This is a genomic window from Neobacillus sp. FSL H8-0543, assembly GCF_038592905.1.
Classification (GTDB): domain Bacteria; phylum Bacillota; class Bacilli; order Bacillales; family Cytobacillaceae; genus Neobacillus.
The window spans coordinates 2845003-2865799 of sequence record NZ_CP151943.1 but is presented as its reverse complement, the minus strand read 5'-3'; the positions used below and the strand labels follow the sequence as shown (position 1 = coordinate 2865799).

General features: G+C 36.0%; 18 protein-coding genes. 4 read left to right on the top strand and 14 right to left on the bottom strand.

The genetic code is table 11. The features are described from left to right. Positions 1–365 precede the first annotated feature (365 nt). From NSS81_RS14130 to NSS81_RS14120, 3 genes are all read right to left on the bottom strand, one after another. The gene (locus NSS81_RS14130) at positions 366–2162 is read right to left on the bottom strand and encodes an ATP-dependent helicase (protein WP_342429323.1); all 1797 of its coding nucleotides are present in this window, start codon (positions 2160–2162) and stop codon (positions 366–368) included. Continuing rightward, positions 2156–4300 (bottom strand): AAA family ATPase, encoded by a 2145-nt coding sequence (locus NSS81_RS14125; protein ID WP_342429322.1) that lies wholly within the window; start codon positions 4298–4300, stop codon positions 2156–2158. Before NSS81_RS14125 ends, NSS81_RS14130 begins: the two co-directional genes overlap by 7 nt. 692 nt (positions 4301–4992) lie before the next feature. Continuing rightward, positions 4993–5922, bottom strand: coding sequence for a hypothetical protein (locus NSS81_RS14120; RefSeq protein WP_342429321.1), 930 nt, complete (start codon positions 5920–5922; stop codon positions 4993–4995). Between the two features lie 867 nt (positions 5923–6789). Here NSS81_RS14120 and NSS81_RS14115 point away from each other — a divergent pair. Beyond that, entirely contained in the window at positions 6790–6951 is a 162-nt protein-coding gene (locus NSS81_RS14115; RefSeq protein WP_342429320.1) for a hypothetical protein, read from the top strand. Then, on the top strand, positions 6944–7426 hold the full coding sequence (locus NSS81_RS14110; protein WP_342429319.1) for a hypothetical protein: 483 nt from the start codon (positions 6944–6946) through the stop codon (positions 7424–7426). The genes NSS81_RS14115 and NSS81_RS14110 overlap by 8 nt, the downstream gene beginning before the upstream one ends. A 185-nt stretch (positions 7427–7611) precedes the next feature. On the opposite strand, the gene rlmD is transcribed toward NSS81_RS14110, so the two are convergent. Beyond that, on the bottom strand, positions 7612–8997 hold the full coding sequence (rlmD, locus tag NSS81_RS14105) for a 23S rRNA (uracil(1939)-C(5))-methyltransferase RlmD (RefSeq protein WP_342434028.1): 1386 nt from the start codon (positions 8995–8997) through the stop codon (positions 7612–7614). Between the two features lie 265 nt (positions 8998–9262). On the opposite strand from rlmD, the gene NSS81_RS14100 reads away from it, so the two are divergent. Beyond that, a complete protein-coding gene (locus NSS81_RS14100; RefSeq protein ID WP_342429318.1) occupies positions 9263–10636 on the top strand; it encodes a polysaccharide deacetylase family protein in 1374 nt (457 codons plus the stop codon). Between the two features lie 188 nt (positions 10637–10824). Here NSS81_RS14100 and NSS81_RS14095 read toward each other — a convergent pair whose 3' ends face one another. The 9 genes from NSS81_RS14095 to NSS81_RS14055 form a co-directional block, all read right to left on the bottom strand. Continuing rightward, positions 10825–12288, bottom strand: a complete 1464-nt coding sequence (locus NSS81_RS14095) for a nicotinate phosphoribosyltransferase (protein ID WP_342434027.1) — start codon at positions 12286–12288, stop codon at positions 10825–10827. 57 nt (positions 12289–12345) lie between these two features. Further along, positions 12346–12897, bottom strand: coding sequence for an isochorismatase family cysteine hydrolase (locus tag NSS81_RS14090; RefSeq protein WP_342429317.1), 552 nt, complete (start codon positions 12895–12897; stop codon positions 12346–12348). A gap of 223 nt (positions 12898–13120) precedes the next feature. Then, positions 13121–14062, bottom strand: coding sequence for a diacylglycerol kinase (locus NSS81_RS14085; protein WP_342429316.1), 942 nt, complete (start codon positions 14060–14062; stop codon positions 13121–13123). A gap of 167 nt (positions 14063–14229) precedes the next feature. Then, complete coding sequence (locus NSS81_RS14080) at positions 14230–15147, bottom strand: hypothetical protein (protein ID WP_342429315.1); 918 nt, start codon at positions 15145–15147, stop codon at positions 14230–14232. Then, positions 15144–15236 (bottom strand): LPXTG cell wall anchor domain-containing protein, encoded by a 93-nt coding sequence (locus NSS81_RS14075; protein ID WP_342429314.1) that lies wholly within the window; start codon positions 15234–15236, stop codon positions 15144–15146. The genes NSS81_RS14080 and NSS81_RS14075 overlap by 4 nt, the downstream gene beginning before the upstream one ends. Positions 15237–15238: 2 nt before the next feature. Further along, a complete protein-coding gene (locus NSS81_RS14070) occupies positions 15239–16309 on the bottom strand; it encodes a hypothetical protein (protein WP_342429313.1) in 1071 nt (356 codons plus the stop codon). Then, a complete protein-coding gene (locus tag NSS81_RS14065; RefSeq protein WP_342429312.1) occupies positions 16306–16776 on the bottom strand; it encodes a hypothetical protein in 471 nt (156 codons plus the stop codon). The genes NSS81_RS14070 and NSS81_RS14065 overlap by 4 nt, the downstream gene beginning before the upstream one ends. Further along, complete coding sequence (locus NSS81_RS14060; protein WP_342429311.1) at positions 16773–17306, bottom strand: sigma-70 family RNA polymerase sigma factor; 534 nt, start codon at positions 17304–17306, stop codon at positions 16773–16775. The genes NSS81_RS14065 and NSS81_RS14060 overlap by 4 nt, the downstream gene beginning before the upstream one ends. 199 nt (positions 17307–17505) lie before the next feature. After that, on the bottom strand, positions 17506–18273 hold the full coding sequence (locus tag NSS81_RS14055; protein WP_342429310.1) for a class I SAM-dependent methyltransferase: 768 nt from the start codon (positions 18271–18273) through the stop codon (positions 17506–17508). A gap of 112 nt (positions 18274–18385) precedes the next feature. Here NSS81_RS14055 and plsY point away from each other — a divergent pair, with 112 nt between their 5' ends. Beyond that, positions 18386–19012 (top strand): glycerol-3-phosphate 1-O-acyltransferase PlsY, encoded by a 627-nt coding sequence (gene plsY / locus NSS81_RS14050; protein WP_342429309.1) that lies wholly within the window; start codon positions 18386–18388, stop codon positions 19010–19012. A gap of 867 nt (positions 19013–19879) precedes the next feature. On the opposite strand, the gene NSS81_RS14045 is transcribed toward plsY, so the two are convergent. Continuing rightward, positions 19880–20434 carry a thioredoxin family protein gene (locus NSS81_RS14045; RefSeq protein ID WP_342429308.1) on the bottom strand — a complete coding sequence of 185 codons (555 nt, stop codon included), beginning with the start codon at positions 20432–20434 and terminating at the stop codon, positions 19880–19882. Positions 20435–20797: the final 363 nt, after the last annotated feature.

The window sequence follows — 20797 nt, the reverse complement described above, 5'->3', positions numbered from 1 at the left end:
TATAGTCCTACTAATGGCCTTAAATACTCACTTATTTGAAATAAAACGCAATAAAAATTTATATATTCAAATAATAAAGCTGAATTATTAATATTAGTCACAAACATTAATACGTTTGTAATATGAAATTCTTTTGGTTTCCTCCACTCTAAAAGAGATGTAATAGAAATCACGTTCAAGTCCCTGTAGTCAAACTTCTTTTTTCCAAGAGTTTAATTTATTTTTAAGCAAAATGATATTTAAAACACTTAAATCAGGTTGTCCATTTTGAATAAGACGACACGGTTACCTCTTTATGGTTGCACTTGAAACCATCTTGATTCCTCCATATACACAATATCGAGTATTCTTTAATAGTTATTAAACTACCTTTGCGAGAAATAAGTATTATCATACTCAAAGGATAACTGTCCTAATTGATGATTAATTACATACGCATTTTCAGATTGAGTTTTTCTTCCCGTCTCTGCAAACAAATGTAAGTTCCGCTTAGCACGTGAACCAATAACATATAATAACTTACTAGATGCACCTAAAGCCTCATTGTAAGGTTTTCGTATGATAGAACTCCAATGAGGTACATAACCCCATAACAGGCCAAATGCAATTACTGTCTCAAATTCTTCACCCTTTACTCCGTGACAAGTGTTTATTACAATTCCATCTGATGGATTAAATGCATTCTTAAAATAATCAATGGTTTTCGGGATTCCGTCAAACTCAAACGATTCATATCTGGATCCAATCCCACTAAAAAAATGATTCCATTGATCGATTAGTACAGGATGAGAATTGATTTCAATTTCTAGGGAAGAAAGGAATTTTTCAAATGCCTTTTCTAAATAATTTATACCATCCGTTTCATCCGGTTTTATAGAATTTACTATTTTTAAGTATCTCCTACAATCTAACCGTTCTATTCCCAGACAACCATTAGTATAATTGTTGATTTCTTGTACAATTTCTTCTATCCATCTAAAACGATTAATTGATGTCCCAGGTTTAATCTCTGACAAAAATAATCTAGATAATTTCCACCAAAAGTTCTCTCTATTTCTTGGTAAAGGGGTAATTCCCGGAGCCTCAAACGGAACTTCTGGTAAGATACTCTTTAATTTTTTTGCTAATGGAGTTAGGAAGTACCATTGTGGTGCAATTATACAAATTTCATTAGGTTTAACTCCTTTATTTAAATTACTTTCAATTAATTTAGCAAATTCAATAAACAGTTCTTCCTTATTTACAACAGTATTAAATGAAATTAATCCTCTCTCGTTTGCATAGCTGCAAAGAGCCTGTATATTTAAATTAGTAGATTGGAAGTTACTAAAAAAGTCGACAATTCTTTGAGTTGAACGGTAATTACCAGGTAATTCCCTAAGTTCAATATTTCGATTATTAAATTCTTTTTTAATCTCCTCAAGGTTCTTAGAAATTCCTCCCAAAGAGTCATAAATTGCTTGATCTGGATCCCCAACTAAAAAAACTTTACACTGACTTTCTTGTTGTTTGATTATTTCTCCAATAATCGCATACTGTAAATCTTGTGTATCTTGGTACTCATCAATAAAGAAATAAGAAAATATATTAGCTAAATGACTACGTATCTTTGAGTGAGTTTTCAAAAGTTTATACGAATAATATAGTAAAAGATCAAAGTCTATTTCTTTTTTATTAACAATATTCTGGTGGAATTCTCTGGCTATCAAATTGTGATAGGAATCTGTATTTATATAATTTCCGTCTCTGTTTAATGAAGTATTTATTACTGTATTAAGTGGTAGATAATGTTTCTCTATAATTTGTTTTAAAGTTTTTTGCCTTTTATAATCATCTATTATGGAGAAACCATTTAATAAAGTAGGCTCGTATCCTGCATACGGTTTAATAATCCATTGATAACAAAAAGAATGTATTGTTCCAGCCCACAATTGATCTTGAGGTATTCCTAGCTCTTCAACTCTTTTTTGTATTTCCTCAGCAGCTCGATTTGTATATGTCAGTGCAACTACGAATTTCTTCTTACTCTCTAAACGCTCTAATTCAAATGCAATCTTCCGGGTTAATACTCGTGTTTTACCGCTCCCAGGACAAGCAATTACTAGAGTATCTTTATCAGTAGTTACGGCAGCTATTTGTTGGTCATTCAAGCCACTTAACATAGTTGATCATCTCCGTAAGAATCCACTAACTGAAAGAAGGCATCTGAGTAATCTAAATAATCTGCTACAAGCCCTCTAAGATTGTCCATATTTTTATCTTCTTCTGATAACTCCCCTAACAATTTATTAAATTCTAAATTATCTTTACTATCACAAGAATTATAAATTCGATACTTAGCCATCTTCTCAAAATGTTGGTATCCTATATGCCTGGAAGCGAATTTAATTGCATCCAATATGTATTGGGGGATATTTGTCTCATAGGTAACTTCTTCTGCAAGCATTAGTGCAAACCAACCTTTACCTACAACTTTATCCGCTAACCTAAGAGTTTCAAGCCCTACTACTATCTCGTCACCAGAGTTTAACAATGCATTTGAATCTTCTATTGCTTTATTCGTTTTATAAATTTTCCTTAATGTCTGTATTACAGGCTGAACATTTTCATTTAATACAAAGTCAATTTCAAATGTATGCTTTGCATAAAAAGCTTCCACCCATTGATTTTCCTCACAGTAACTATTTAACTTTTGCTTTCTTTCTTCTCCTTTTATTTGAGAATTACGGAACTTTTTAACTAGTTCAGTTTGTTCAATTTCCTCGGAATCTAAAGGGATAAGAGATTTATCGTGGTCCGTAATAATTGAACACTTTCTGCGTATCCTTTGTTCGTGAAATAAATTTGAAATATGTTCAAAAACTGTACTGTTCACATTTATTAAACTAACACCTATTTCATCCAGGCTTAATCCATACACACTTTTAAAGAGAGTAGGAATTAGGATTAATTCTGCATCCCCTTCTACCAGAATGACACCTTTAGCAAATAGCAGTGTACTCCGGGTAGCATCTAAATACCTTTCTATTTTTCTGCATTCTTCTATAGCGAGACCATTACTCGGATGACAAACTATTGTCTCCTTTTTTTCTTTACATAAAATATTAATTGAATCAATTTTATTTGCAGATGATATATGTGTTGAATGTGTAGAAGTTATTACTTGTGTGTTTTGAAACTTATAATTATCAAACATAGTTTTTTGTATATGAGTATGTATATGCGCTTCTGGTTCTTCAATTAATAAAAAATGAGCCGCTTTTTCCTCATACGGTTGCATATATTCATATTCTAATAATTTTAATGTAATATAAATTAAATTTGCACCACCTAAACTGAGTTCGTCTAACTTACCTAGTTGACTATCATCCCCATCTCCAACCCATAAAGTTAACGACTGAAGAAGTTTATTAATATCTTCAGGTAATTCGGAACGAATACTAACATTTGGTGCAAAAGTAAATCCAACTGTTGAATCTAAGGTACTCTTTATTTTTTTCGCTAATTCACTAATTTCTATAAGCTGACTAATAGTATTATTTAAGGTACTAACCTGACTAGTGATACTATCGGTATCTTGAACCATTATATTCTTAGTACTTCCCCTTAATAAATTTAGCAAAGGACTTTGCTTACTTCTTCGAAGCTCAGTCATAACGTCTCTTAACGCTTTAATATATGTGCATTTTATTTCTGATCGAACTAAGAAAATTTGCGATGTGGGAATACCTAATAAGTCCATTTTTTCGTCATCTGGATTAGGAAAATCTATATTTTCAAAATCACCTACTAACTCCTTATAAGCTTCTTCTTTTGAGAAGTCGGCCGAACCTCTTAAATAATAAGCACCTTCATAATCATTTATTGTAATTTCATTTAAAATACCATCTAATTTATCTTTATTCTTATCTTCAGTAAGTGATAGTTCATACAATTTTTTCCTGAATATTTTCTTAGGCCTAAAATAAAAATAATATGAACCATTTGATGAAGAATCACTAATATGCTCGACCTTGTGAGCTAATAAACTAGCTCCTTCACTTGAGTCCAAATCTTCAAAATCTATGGATACAATAATCCAATGACCTTGCCACTTTCCAAGATTCCTATTAAAATCATTCTCTATTAATTGGGATGCACTTATCGGGAGATTACTATCTAACATTAATCTTAAAGCAGAGAATGCATTGGTTTTACCGGACCCATTTTCCCCAATTATTGTATTTACACCAGGTCTAAAGAAAAAGTTCTGACTTTTAAAATTCCGGAAGTTAGTAATATGGAGTTTGGATATATACATAGATCTTCCTCCTATTTTTAGACAAAATATTCTAATATTCTCCATTATAACATTTCCAATAAAAGGGTAGAGGCTTTTGTGTAATTTTATAATCAACATTTAAATTGAGTTATGTTTAACAAACGTATAGAGGAAAAAAGACCCCAACCTATATGGTTAGAGTCTTTTCCAGTAAGCAAATAATGACGAGTCAATCTTTATATACTGGTTTGATTACATTCGCTACACTAGTTTTCGAAAATACTAGGTTCACAATTTCAGGAGTATCTACTCCTGTATCCAGCATATCTACAGATACTGCAATCTGTGGAAAATTATCCTTTGTTGAAAAATCATCACTAAGGGTTTGAACATAATCGACTTTATAATCAATTTGAGCCGCAAATTTGCCATTGTATTGATTTTAGATTAAATCATTTCACAAGCAGTTTTGAAGTTTGCTGGCATCTGGTTTTCTAGTACCTTGCAGTTACCGAAAATGCTGTTATTTCAAGCTTTTTTACCTTCTTGTGTTTTCTTCCGATTTGTAATTATAAAAATTCGGGCACCAAGCTTGGCACCTATACACTCATATAAAAAGCAATGATAAAGTCAACTACTCTGTAATTCCACTTACAGTAGGGATAAAAAAAGATGACCTGGATTAATAACTGAGGTCATCTACACTAAATTTCTGAAAATTAAACCTTTTCCTAAATTCGTCCATACAAATATCTAATAAATAAATCGTAGCCTTTATCGGTTAAGTTTCCAGAAATATCTATGTATTCATTCATTTTTAATTCCTGATACATTAAGTTAGGGATCTTATTACTTTTTCTAAATTGGTGAAAATATTTATTTAACTCATTTTTATTTAGATTTTGTGATGATGGTAAATATTTTGCGAAAGGTTCTAGAAAGTTTTCTTTATAATAGCCAATCTGTATTCTATCTGTTACATTTGGTGCATTTGAATAGTTGTCATTATAATAATCTACTTTTTTTATAGTATTAATATTTTGAATTTCTGTAATTAAAAGATCCAGTTGTTTTTGTTGATCCTGTACTATTTTTTGTAATTGTTCTTTTTTATCATCAGTTAACTCTATATCAGTCTCCATTTCGGAAAGTGCTTTGGTAAGCTCACTTTGTGAATTACGAATATATATTGCATTTTCAGCTATTCTAGTTGGTAAATCATCAAATTTTGTTCTCATATCATTACTAGATTGCTCTAACATAGCAAGAGATTTTCCAAACTCACCTCTCATTGCACTAAGTGCCTCTGCAATCTCTTTTGTGTGTATAAATGAACGGTCATAAAAAGCGTTACTTTGTTCTGTTGCTTTAAAATAAAATATAGCTGATATTATAATTGAGAAAAAAGATAGTAAAAAGGTTAATAATGTAGGAATATCCATTGTAAATTCACTTGTTAACATCTTTATACTCGTTACAATTGCTAATAATCCAATGACCAAAACTGATAGCCAGTTGTTTCTATTTTTAATTCTAACTTGTATGTTTTCAGTTTTGTTATCCACTAAAGTATCCATATTATTACCTTTGTTAACAGTTAAATTACTATGGAGATCATTATTTCTTCGTTCTCTCATTTGTCTTAAATATCCTAAACTCAAAATTCTCCCTCCTCAAATTACTAAAAAACTATACCTTTCTTGGAATTTAAGTATTCAAAAACTCTATCTTGATTTTTAAATGAAAGTAAGGTCACATTTTTTCTTTTTACAATTGTGATAAAAACACAGTCCAGTAATCTTTTTTTATTACAAAAAAATAATAATACAATATTCATTCCTACTAAACCACAAATGCTATTTACATATATTATTTATTATTTTCAGAGTTAAACCGTAAAATTAATTACCCCAACTTTCCCAGGTTCACAATTTCAGGAATATCTACTCCACATCCAGCATATACAGATACTGCAATTTATGGAAAATTATCCTTTGTCGAAAGATCATCAATAAGGTTTGAACATAATCGACTTTATAATCAATTTGAATTGCAAATTTGCCATTGTATTGCGGATAAATTTGATTAAATCGCTCTACAATGTTTAGCGTGTTTAGAGTTATTGACAAAAAAATTGTTTTTCCTAGCTTGTCTCCACCTCCAACTTTAATTCCCTTTTACACTTGTTTAATGTATTGTCATTGAACAACCACTGATATACAGCATAATTACTAATTTCGTAGCCTTCTTCTTCATCAATTATTCAACAATAAAGTATGGAAACATAATGGAAACTTAACATCGAGCAATATAGTGCTTTAGTACTAATTCAATAAAAAGATTAATTTATTCTATGATAACTTGGTTTTTGAAAAAATTAAAGAATATAATCCGTGTGGAAAATTTAAAGCAAGTAATTTGGAAGTGATTCAACCAATAATTAAATACTTACTTATAAGAATTAGTATTGAGCTTTAGTTACTTCCTTTTTTCTTGCATATAGATCACTAGAATAAGGAGAGAAAATTTTGAAAGTTATCCGCTGCTACGCTTCACAAGAAAATGCACTGAATGTAAAAACTATTATCCAAGAGTTATTAGTTTCTGAATTAGAAAGAATGATAGACCAATCAGCCAAAGATAATAATCTACTAGATAAAAATAGACAGTTAGGAAGTGATTGTGCTTGAGACATACAGAACAAGATCTTTCATTAACAAGATTAGCCTACAACAACTTTGCAGAAAAATTAATAAGGCTTCAGGAGTAAGGTTACCTATCACCATTCCTACTAGAGCAATTTCTAACCTATATGACATGTATTCTCCTAAAAATATATGGGCATTATATAGACTTTATAAAGATGACAACACAGTAATTAAACAATATATAAAAGACATGATAAGTGAAAATAATATTTTCAGATTACTTTATGACATTATTGGATTTTCTATCGGTAGTAGTAATAAATATTCTATTTCAAGTAAGAACATAAGTTATTTAACTACTATCGATGAGATTGACGACATATTAAAAAATACTGAAGCTAAAACAGAAGATCAAGAATTTGTTCTAGAAGTTTATAAAAATTATAAACATGGTATTACAGATGAATGGGGAGATATGGGAATTATCTCAGAGAAGATATTACATCTGAAGCCGTAAGGTAAAAAGAAACTCGATTTTATCACATTTTTTAGAATGTATAAATCGGGTTTCTTTTTCATTTATATATTCTAATATTTCAATATCACAATCAATATTTTAAGTTGTAATAATAAAACCAGTCATTCTTTAAAATTGAGATATTTGAACTTAAACGTGGTACTTGTATGGGGCAGTTCACATCACTATGAACCTGCTTTCTCTTTAAAAATCAGCACAGAAACCACTTCAACATGTGTCGTTTGCGGAAACATATCAACCGGCTGTACTTCTACTGTCTTGTATCCACCATCTTCTAATATCCTTAAATCCCTTGCAAGTGTTGCTGGGTTACAGGAAACATAAACAACCTTTTTCGGTTTCATTTCAATAATGGTTTGTAAAAATGTTTCATCACAGCCTTTACGCGGCGGATCCACTACCAAGACATCTGCAGTATTGCCGTCTTTATACCACTTCGGAATAACCACTTCCGCTTCCCCAGCAGCAAACTCAGCGTTCGTGATGCCATTCAATTCAGCATTTCGCTTGGCATCTTCAATTGCCTCAGCAACAACTTCCACACCAAAGACTTTCTTTGCCTTTTGTGCTAAAAACAACGATATTGTCCCGATTCCACAATAAGCGTCGATTACGGATTCATCACCGCTTAGCCCTGCATATTCTAGGGCTTTATCATAAAGAACCTTCGTTTGAACAGGATTCACCTGATAAAAAGACAATGCAGAAATCGCAAATTTCACATCACCGATATAGTCATAGATGACTTCTGTTCCCCATAGTACCTTCGTTTTCTCTCCAAGAATTACATTCGTCCGCTTGGAATTAACATTGTGTACAATCGACTTCACTTTAGGAAGTCGAGCCACAATTTCCTCGACTAGTTTATTTTTCTGTGGAATATCTGCGGTTCTTGTAACAATCACAACCATGAGCTCGCCTGTTTGTTTACCGTAACGAGCCATAATGTGGCGAAGATCACCTTTATGTGACTCCTCTTGATAAGCAGAAAGACCGAGCTCACTCGCAATTTCCTTCACAGCCTGTACAGCTTCATTAATTTCCGACAGCTGAATCAGACTTTCATCCGTATCAACAATTTCGTGACTTCTTGGTTTAAAAAAGCCCGCAATCAGCTTGCCCTCTTTTTGACCGACAGGAACCTGTGCTTTGTTTCGGTAGTGCCATGGATTGTCCATCCCCAGAATCGGATGCACCTTCACATCCTCAAGCTTGCCGATTCGGGCGAGCACCTGTCGTACCTGATTTTCTTTGTACTTCAGTTGTCCCTCATAGCTGATATGCTCAAGCTGACAGCCACCATATTTGTGCAGCTCAACTTCTGGAATCTCTACCCGATCTGGACTTTTTTCATAAAGCTCTATTAATCGCCCGAAGCCATAGCCTTTATTTGCTTTGATAACTTTTACTTTGGCTTTTTCGCCTGGCAATCCGTTTGGAACAAACAAGGGATAGCCTTCCACCTTTGCAACACCCGCACCGTCATGGGTCAAATCCTCAAAAATCACATCTATATAATCATTTCTTTTAACTGGTATTGTTTTATTTATCATTATTTACTTTACTTCCTTTGCACCTGGATTCCGTTCATTTTGACTAGAGAAATTGTACCACAAAGCCAGCCTTAATGCGAAACCAGCTTATTACTTTTAGAGGGAAGAACCGTGTAACATATTCGGTTCGAAATACGTCTGTTTTTTTAAAAGGATAGTAGAGTAATTAATGAATTCATGTAAAACGAAATATAATATCGCAGTGAGTAGCTCTCCTAATTTCATATTAATAGTAAAGTAGATTGTAAGGGGAGATGAAGGTATGTCTAGAAGTCAACGATACAAGAAGAAAAAAATGTCCAGAAAGATTTTAGCAATTGAAATTTTCCTTCTTAGTTCATTAGCGGTGTTTATTTTTTATTGGTTGGAAAGTCGATTAATGACCGATTCTCCTATTAGCAATGAGGTTAGCGACACTGTTGAAGAACCTTTAGAGGATGATATCACGGAGCGTTTGAATGATATTGACAAAGAAAAAGAGCTAAAAGAGAAAGTAAATCTCGTTATTAAACAAGCAAATGCATTAGCGCTAGGATATGACTACGAAGGAGCAATTATCCTACTCCAAGATTTTACTGAACAAATTGGACCAGATGATGATATAACTGAGGCAATTGCTGGCTATCAGCTTGAAAAAGAACGTTTAGTACCGCTTGGTGCCTATGATTCCATCAATCAAATTAGTCATGTGTTTTTTCATTCACTCATTGCAGACACAGATAGAGCCTTTGATGGAGATTTTGATTCGTATGGATACAATTATTATATGACGACAGTCTCAGAGTTTAAAGAAATGATGACAGAAATGTACAACGCTGGCTATGTGCTCGTTAGTATCCATGATGTAGGAATTAAAGATACCTTAGAGGATGAATCAACACAATTTATTCCAGGCGATATTATGCTGCCACCCGATAAAAAGCCATTTGTCCTATCTCAAGATGATGTAAATTATTATAAATATATGGATGGAGACGGATTTGCCTCCAAAATCGTTATCGACGAAAACGGCCGGCCAACTACTGAAATGATACACAATGATGGAACAACTTCGTTTGGAGATTATGATTTAGTTCCCGCATTAGAATCATTTATTGCAGAGCATCCTGATTTTTCTTATAGAGGTGCTCGAGGTATTTTAGCTGTAACAGGATATGAAGGTGCTCTAGGATATCGAACGCAGGATTCAAACTCACCAACCTATGAACAGGATAAAGCTACTGTAAAAGAAGTGGTTAAGACCCTAAAGGAATGGGGCTGGGAATTTGCCTCACATAGCTATGGCCATCGCGATATGAATAAATATGATTATTCATTCCTTGTAAATGATACAAATAGATGGCAAGAGGAAGTGGGAGCATTAATCGGCCCTACCGATATTTACATTTACCCATTTGGAAGTGATATTGAAGATCATCAAGTTTATGATAGTGAAAAATATCAATATTTAAAGGATAGTGGCTTTGATTATTTTTGCGGTGTCTATAAAAGCCCATGGATGCAAGTAGGAAATGAGTATTTCCGCATGACTAGAAGACCATTAGACGGGCAGGCTATGCTACAATTCCCGGAAAGACTTGGAGATTTGTTTGAAATAAGCAAGGTGCTAGATCCAACTAGACCTGTGCTCCAATAATTCATTAAAAAACTATAAAAAAATAGAATCAGGGCTGGATAGGCACTGATTCTATTTTTTTCGTTCTGATGTATAGCAATAATGACGGTTGTACCTTCTTGCCGGCAATTAGCGAACAAATGAATATTTATCCGCGAAACCGCAAAGTATACAAAAAAACAAAGACGCCCAACTGGACGTCTCAAGTTTTATTCTTTCATTGCTGCAACTTTATCTTTTACTTCACTGATATTCTTCATTTTGTTATCCCAGCATTTTTGGCTAAGGTCAACGGGGTACTCTTCCGGATTCATTGTCCGCTTATACTCATCCCAGAGGGCATCAAGATTTTGCTTCAAATAGTCACGGGACTCCTCAAGACAAGGACTTTCGTAAACAAGCGCACCATTAGTGAAAATGTCTTCGTGAAGTTCTTTAGCCGTAAAATTCGTAACCACCTTATTTATGTAGGTATGAGTCGGATGAAACATTCTCAACCGTTTCTCTGGAAGTTTTTCATCCGCAAGGGCGATGTAGTCCCCTTCCGCGTGGTTGTTTGTATTATTAATGATTCGGTAAATTTTCTTCTGGCCCGGTGTGGTCACTTTTACAGGATTTGAGGAAATCTTAATCGTATCCTCCATATTCCCGTTTTCATCCTCGATAGCCACAATTTTATAAACAGCACCTAGGGCTGCCTGGTCAAAAGCGGTAATTAGTTTGGTTCCGATTCCCCAACTATCTATCTTTGCCCCTTGAGATTTCAAACTCATTATTGTATACTCGTCCAGATCGCTAGATGCATAAATTATTGCATCTTTACATCCTGCCTCATCGAGCAACTTCCGAGCTTCTTTTGAAAGATAAGCAAGGTCACCGCTATCAAGACGGATGCCTTTAAAATTAATCTTATCGCCCATTTCCTTAGCAACTTTAATTGCATTGGGTACCCCTGACCGAAGGGTGTCATACGTATCAACTAAGAAAACACAGTCTTTATGTGTTTCTCCATATTTAATAAAGGCAGTGTATTCATCCTTATAGGCCTGGACCATCGAATGCGCATGCGTTCCCGCTACAGGGATTTGAAACAATTTACCCGCTCTTACGTTGCTCGTTGCTTCGAAGCCTGCAAGATAGGCTGCTCTTGTTCCCCAGATTGCTGCATCCATTTCCTGTGCTCGGCGTGACCCGAATTCCATTGCTACTTCATTTCCAACTATCTGTTTAATGCGCGATGCTTTTGTTGCAATTAACGTTTGGTAGTTAATTATGTTTAGAAGTGCTGTTTCGATTAATTGCGCCTCAGCCAACGGAGCATCAACGCTCAAGATGGGCTCATTACCGAAAACAAGCTCTCCCTCTTTCATTGAACGGATCGTTCCCGTAAAACGCAAATCTTTTAGATAGTCTAAAAAATCATCCTTATAGCCGACTTCATTTTTCAAATACTCCAGGTCGTCTTCACTAAAGCAGAAGTCTTGGATAAACTGTATTACTCTTTCTAAGCCAGCAAATACAGCATAGCCATTCCCAAAGGGAAGCTTACGGAAAAACAGTTCAAATACCGCACGTTTATTATGTATGCCGTCTCTCCAATATGTCTCTACCATATTGATCTGATAGAGATCCGTATGCAGAGCTAAACTATCATCTTGATAAATGTGTTTCATCATAACCCTCCGTAAACCGCTTTTTCAACATTTTAACCAATTTTATCATGTAAAACTCTATTTAACCATAGCCCCGATGGATTGTTCAAAATGACCTAATGCCCATTCATGGCCTTTTTGATTAAATGAAGCGACAGCATCCTTATAAACGACAATCTTAAAACCCTTATTATAAGCATCTACAGCGGTATGCAGCACACAAATATCGGTACAAACCCCTACAAGATGCACCTCAGTGATACCTCTTTCGCGCAATTTGATTTCAAGGTCTGTCCCTGCAAATGCAGAATAGCGGGTCTTATCCATAAATACCACGTTTTCTCGTTGTTTATTCTCTTCATAGACATTTTTCAATGCCCCAAACAAATCCCTCCCCGCAGTCCCGCGAATATTATGGGGTGGAAATAATTTCGTTTCAGGATGGTATTCATCGCCTTCATCATGAACATCAATCGCAAAAACAACATAATCGCCATTATCAATAAAATCCTCTGTTAGTTGGACAATTTTTCCCTCAATTGCTTGCCCCGGCTTTCCACAGGTTAATGCTCCTGCATCTGCCACAAAGTCATACGTATAATCGATATTTAATAATGCCTTTTTCTCCATATTTTCTCGCTCCCATGCGCGCATTTTAATCTAATTATAAACAATATTCTAGATATTAGACAATTTTCTGTTTCTGAAAATATGGCCTTGTTAAAATTGGCTGTTGACTTCCGATCCAGTTGCGCAGCGACACTCTCCAATCAACATAGTTAATAAATCAACTATTACCTTTAACAGAGACTCAATAAAAAAAAGCCCGCTCCAACTATGGAACGAACTTTGTTTAACTATATTTTTTTCCAGGTTCCCAATCCAGGGGTATGTCATTTGGACGAATATCTTCAATCGGGACAAATACTTCTAAATGCCGATAGAGGTTTTCAAATTCCGCTGGGAGCAGGCCACCAAATTCTCCATCAAGGTTTAATTGAACCTTTTCCTGTGCATGAACCTTAATCCGACTTGCCTTCGTGTATATAACATTAGGGTCATTGACATGTTCGCCGCGAAGGGCTAAAGTAGCAATTCTCACAAACTCCGCAAGGTTAATTTTTTTCAGAATCAATAAAGAAAATAAACCATCATTGATTGAAGAATCTGGAGCAATTTTTTCAAAACCACCGATAGAATTCGTTAGCCCGACAAGAAAAAGCATGGCTTCACCTTCAAAAAGCTTCCCATCGTACTCAATACTAACATCAGATGCTTTAAGGGAAGGAAGCATTTCAATCCCTTTTAAATAATAAGCAAGCTGGCCGAGCATTGTTTTTAATTTGCTTGGTACTTCATATGTAAGCTCAGTTATCCTGCCGCCGCCGGCAATATTAATAAAATATTTATCATTAATGCGCCCAATATCCACCGGAATCCGACTGCCTTTTGTGATAATATCAACCGCTGACCCGATATCCCTAGGAATATGTAAGGCACGAGCAAAATCATTGGTTGTACCGGCTGGAATAATTCCTAATTTCGGACGGAATTCCTGTTCTGCAAGGCCATTCACCACTTCATTAATTGTGCCATCTCCACCAGCAGCAATGACAACATCATACTGCCGTTCAACGGCAATCCTTGCTGCCATTGTTGCATCACCCTCACCAGTTGTTGCGTGACAGGACGCTTCATAACCGGCAACCTCTAATTTTTCAAGAATTTCTGCGAGATGTTTCTTGAGAATCTCCCGCCCTGAAGTAGGATTATAAATTAATCGCGCTCTTTTCATCGTTTCATCATCCTATTTTTTGTAATCAGTAATCGTCCAAAATTTCGTCTTTCTATATTCTACCAATTAAGATCATATCTTACAATTTATTAGTAAATCTAGTTTACCCGTTTACTTCCGACTACTATCATACCGCTAATTTATTTTTTTGCAAAAAAATAAGATAGTTAATTATTTGTGTTTAAGCTGACATAATCGGTATTGGCAATATTAATTTGGTATTTTCCTTCACCTGACTGATATACTGCATTGCGTTCTACGCCATCCATTTCATCAGCAGTAACCTCTTCCGTTACCTTCCACAATCCATCCTTGCCGTTCACCTCACTAAAGCCCACCGCCGCAATCTTTAAATTACTATTTTCAGCAACTACCACTTCCAAGGAAGAAGCACTATCAATATCCCAGTCATTTGCCAATGTCCGTGGTTTTAAGGTCAAATTACCACTTCCAATTACTTCGAGATTAACATCATTGGGAATGAGGATTGTCGCCGCAATCTCCCGATAATCATGAAATGGTCCAAGATCGTTTGGCATCGTTTTTATATTTATATAAAGAGTATCACCTTTTTTATTCGTATGAACATACTCATCTGCATCCTTGATAAGCTTTTTACTTTTCGTTGTTTGTGCCCGGTACGTCCCAAACATTGACACTTCTTTTTCATCCGTCGCTTCAATTGTCATTGGGTAGCCAACCGTTCGTAACACCACCCGCTTAATACTATCATCAGTCTGATATGAAAAGTCCGGAAGGTCAAACGACCGTTCTTCCCTTGCCACGACTTCCTCTACTCTATTCATAATCCCTGATGTACTTAAAACCGCAAATACAATACCTGCCGTTCCAAGTAGACCGACAAAGAAGATACTAAGAAAATCATATTTTAACACCTGCTTTTCTTGACGGGAGAAAGCTAAGTAAAGGAGAATTTCAATTCCAAGAACAATTAATAAAATCGGCCACCATGCCGTCATCACATTGACAAGGTCGTATCCGAGAAACCGTGACAGAAAAAGAAATAGTCCCAAGAGGACAAGCGAGGCCCCCATCGATATCGTACCCACTCGCCAAGTTCTCATCCTTGCACCTCTTTTCTTTTTCTAAAAAGGAACCCAATCCCAGCCCCGATTAAGACAACTCCTGTTATCATTTTTTGCCATTTTTTCATGATTATCCTTCCTCTCTTTTATGCTTACTTCCCGATAACAGCTTGATTCCGCCGCCAATTAAGAGCACACAGACAAGTGCAGTCTGAAAATAACCCTGAAGCCAATACATGACATCTATATTAATTAATCTCTCTAGCATCGGTGCAAATACTGGTACAACAACGTTCATTAATAAATAATAAACCCCCATCGTAACAAGGCCAATTCCCACCCATTTTTGATGGTTGATTAAATAGGAAATGATCGGCACATCTTCGATTTTTTCCTCACCGTATTTTGATACGTTTTGCATAGCATCAAAAAAGCTATAAAACCAGATAATTGGAATCAAAAACAAGAAGATGCCTAGACGTAAAACATCTAAAATATAGATAGAAAAGAGGAACGCTGCCATCAACTGGATTCCACGGCGCTGTAAGCCAAGATACAAATGACCTGCCCCTGGAAAGATCGATAAGAACGTTGCAATCGCCTTGCTTTTCTTCCCGCCCTCCCGACGTGTTTCAAAGTCTTCAAATATCGTTTTGTCTATTAATTCCTCGCCGCGTTGCTTTTTGCTTATCTGTTGCACCGCATCAAAAAATCCATATACCCATATAATTGGAAGTCCTGCCAAGAAAATCATAAACTCACCACGGTGACTAAGAAACGTTACAAATATCACCATGACTGCAAGCCCTAAGAATGAAGCTAATAATGTCAATCCCCGGTTCATTAGTCCAAGCTGAAAATGGCCGAGACCCGGAACAAACGATAGAACAATTGTATAAAAACGTTCTGATTCCTGGTTTGACTGTGATTGTGAATCCTCTAAGCTTGCCTTTCGTTGCGCCTTCTTTTGTTTTGAGATTTGTACTCCCATGTCTATAAAGCTAATCAGGTAAATGAAAATACCAATCATAAAGAAAAGAATAGCAATATCAACACTGTTGGTCATTAAGGCGATAATTGTACAAAACGCCAATCCAACTACAGATAATAAATAAAGTACACCTCGAATCATCTTCCCGAAATAAATATGACCGAGGCCTGGAAATAGAGATAGGGTTAATGCCTTTGTCGAACTTTTCATTTCTTATTTGCCTCCTTTTTATCTAATGAATCCATCCATGCAAAGGTTTTATCGATAACACCCTCCGTAATCGAAGGTTTTTTTTGTTGAATTTGCGGCGCCTCCAGAGCACTCGCATAAGTAGCGAGCGATTGAAAAACACCCGAGAACATCAATAATAGTGTTGCAGCTGCAGCAAGAAAATAATGGAAGGACGCCTGCTGATAAAAAGGCTTTTTTGTATTCTCCTTTTGTTTCTTAATACTTTGCTTGGAACTTTGTTTCGAAACCTCTGTCATCACCAGGTCGGTAAAATTGCTCTCGTTTGTAAGCCTAGGAAGTGAGGATTCATGTTCTGCCATCGCTTGTAAATAATGCTCTAGACATTGGTCGCATGTATATAAATGATTTTCAAATTCCTCGCGGATATTTTCTGTGATATCGTTCTTAACATAGTTCAACCACTCATCGTAACTAAAATGCTTCATGAAAAATCATCCTCCTTCCAGTTCTTTTTCATCCAGTGGCGTGCCCGATATAGCTTCGTTTCAATTGTTTTCACCTGCACCTTTTGTTCCTCGGCCATTTGCAGATAGCTTTTCTCAGCAATATAAAAGCCATAAATAACATCCCGGTAATTTTCGGGCACTTCATTAAGTCTTTTCCTGACAAGTCTGCGTCTTTCTATTTCAATCAGGTCCTTCTCAACACCATCAAGCGGGGTCCCAAGAGCCAGTTGCTCTAGCGTTTCAGACACTTCTTCTTTTAATCTTGCCTGTTTTCTTTTCATATCTATCGCATGATTGACAGCAATTCGCGTCATCCATGTCTTAAAGCCCTGATTTTCATAGTGGGGGAGAGAGGTGTATATTTTCATAAACACTTCTTGGGCGGCATCTTCGGCATCCTTCTGATCACGAAGGACAGCATAGATGGTCCGGAACACATCATTGCGGTACTTCTCAACCAAAAGCCGAAAGGCATGATCACTGCCGTCCAATACTTTTTTAATTAACACTGAATCACTAATCGCTCTCTCCCCCTTTCTTTACGACCTACACTTAATAGACGAAATGATAGTTTATAACCCCTACACTTTTTTTAAAATTTTTTTCGATTCTTTTATCATACCATTTTGATTTATTGGTAGACCAAAAGACGTGCGATAAATAATCACACGTCTTCCGCTTACCTATTGAATCATAATCCCCTAGAGGCTATTTGATTAATTTTAAAATACAGACATTACATGCATATGGAATCTGATAGGATTCTTCGTTAGGCAATAACGCCGCCAATTCTTTACGTAACTTATTCTGTCCTTCCACTTCCAGACGGATTGATTCTACTCCATCTAACCATTCGTCCTTTGTAAAATTAACCGAATAATTTAGCTTATAAAAATCTATCATTTCAAAACCTTGCTTTTGCCATTCATCAAACCATACAACAGGGAATCCATTAATGCGCTGTGAATCCGTTTTCAATTCATTTGGCATTAGACCGCCATTAACTAAGTTAGTTAATACTTGAGATGTCTTATCGACTGTAGCAGAACCTGAAAGAAACATTGAATCTATTACAATTAACATCCCTTTTGTTTTTAAAATTCTCTTTATTTCTTTGATCGCCTTTGGACGGTCAAACTGGTGCCAGGCACGCATAACTGTAACAATATCATAATTGGAACCTTCTAATCCTGTATCTTCTGCCGTCCCTTGTTGGTAAGGAATGGTATAGTTTTTTAGCCGATTTAAAGCATTTGCGTTTTCCAGTAAATCTTTTGACGGTTCTACACCGACAACCTTTGCTTTCCTCATTGCCATTTTTCTGGTTAACGCACCCGTTCCACAACCAATATCTGCAATGCTTTTTCCATCGAAAAAAATACCTCGGGTATACAGGCTATCCATTAAACTTGCAGGTATATCATCTCTTGTTCGCGCATAACTTGTAGCAACTTGGCCAATTTCTATTTCTCTCATGTCCTCGCCCCTTTAAGCAACCAGAAGTTTAAGATTTTACCAAAATCATACCATTAAAATATGGTAAAATGCTATTAAATAATAGTTAATCTTTGACAAAGGAATGATACTTATGCTCTGGTTGTTGCTCATTTCGGCCTACTTAATTGGCAGTATTCCTACTGCCCTAATTGTGGGCAAGCTAGTCTTTGGAGTGGATATCCGCGATCATGGAAGTAAAAACCCTGGTGCGACCAACACCTTGAGGGTCCTTGGCAAAAAGTCTGCAATTATTGTTGCGCTAATTGATGTTGCAAAAGGAATTGCCGCCACTTCCCTGCCTTTGGTATTCAATCTTGGTGTAGAACCGCTTTACTTCGGCCTGATCGCTGTGATGGGTCACTGTTTCCCTATTTTTGCTGGTTTCCGTGGCGGAAAGGCGATAGCGACAACAGCAGGAACGCTGCTGGTTGCTAATCTGCCTTTGCTGGTAATCTCGTATGTAACGTTCTTTTTGGTAATTTTCTTAACGAAATATGTGTTTATGGGTTCTATCTCGGTTGGAATCAGCATGTTGGTTTATTCTATCTTTTCACCTGAACTAGAATTTGAACTTATCTTTTTATTTTTTACTATCTTTTTAATCTATCTTCATCGCTCAAATATCCGAAATCTCATTCTTGGAATTGAGCCAAAAATTAATGACAAAAATCTTGTAAATGACCGGATCCCGCCAAAGGGAAACGGTATTAAGATGTAGCAAAGAACCGTGGTCATGGTTCCTACTTTTTCGTTCTTCTAATTGGAACGGTCATCATGAATGCCTCATGATGACCGTTTTTTTGTATTTTTGATGATTTCGGACTTAATGAAGGCTCCATGAGGACCACTTTTCCTTTTTTCTTGGAGAAGTCGACCTCATGAACGCTTCATGAGGACCACTTTTTCGTTTTTCTTGGAGAAGTCGACCTCATGAACGCTTCATGAGGACCACTTTTCCTTTTTTCTTAGGGAAATCGACCTCATGAACGCTTCATGAGGACCACTTTTCCTTTTTTCTTAGGGAAATCGACCTCATGAACGCTCCATGAGGACCACTTTTCCTTTTTTCTTAGAGAAATCGACCTCATGAACGCTCCATGAGGATTACTTTTTCGTTTTTCTTGGAGAAGTCGACCTCATGAACGCTCCATGAGGACCACTTTTCCTTTTTTCTTAGGGAAATCGACCTCATGAACGCTTCATGAGGATTACTTTTTCGTTTTTCTTGGAGAAGTCGACCTCATGAACGCTCCATGAGGACCACTTTTTCGTTTTTCTTGGAGAAGTCGACCTCATGAACGCTCCATGAGGACCACTTTTCCTTTTTTCTTAGGGAAATCGACCTCATGAACGCTCCATGAGGACCACTTTTCCTTTTTTCTTAGAGAAATCGACCTCATGAACGCTCCATGAGGACCACTTTTCCTTTTTTCTTAGGGAAATCGACCTCATGAACGCTTCATGAGGACCACTTTTCCTTTTTTCTTAGAGAAATCGACCTCATGAACGCTCCATGAGGATTACTTTTCCTTTTTTCTTGGAGAAATTGACTTCATGGACACCACGAAAACCTTCTATCGTAGATTTACTTTAATATCGTAGTTATTATACTGTTAGCAACCGTTTTCCAGATAGACGAATCGGTTTGATAGTTTTCTCCAAAACTCTTGTACAACGCCATTTGTTTCTCCTTAAAATCTGGAGCATCCTGGCTAGGAAGGCTTGCACGGCCCTTTTCCACAAGTGCTTGTACTTCAGGCGCCCTTGGACCCCAGACAGCCACTTCTTTTCCTTCTTCATCAATAAAAATAAAAATCGGAATCGCTCTCGATGTTCCATTTGTTAAATATTGATCCATTAGCTCAAGGTTTTGATCTCTCAGTACAAATCTGACTTCCATACTAGCTGCATCTGCAATTCTCAACAAGACAGGGGTGTTCAGCATTGCATCGCCGCACCAATCCTCCGTTAAAACAATTGCCCGTAAGTTCTTCTGCTTAATTGCTTCTAGCTTGGCTTTAAACTCTTCTCCCAAAGAAAAATGCTCATAAATTAAAAGCATGCCTTCTTTATTCGTCTTCATTGAGCTGATATACTCATCTGCGGTTAATCCCTTTTCAAACCATTCATTTAAATTCAAATCTAGCACCCCTTCCTTTTCCTTTAATGATAATCCATTCAAGTTTCCCTTACAACGATAGTGCTTTGTAGTGTTAGGCTCTGTCGATTATTGTAAATAATTAAACGTTTAATTGAATTCGCCTCCAGCCTTCATACAAATGGGTTCTCCTTTAAAAAACGGTAGAATCCTGTCAACTAATCAATCGTTTGATTAGTTTGGCTTACATCCCCTAAAGTAAAGGCCTTTTCTCTCATTTTGTGTAAAATCATTGTCAATATATAGGTTATAGAATACTGCTTATCCCGATAATTATTCTTTATTCGATACTTCCGACAGCAATCTCCATTTCAGTTGTTAATCAAACGTTTAATTAGTTTTACC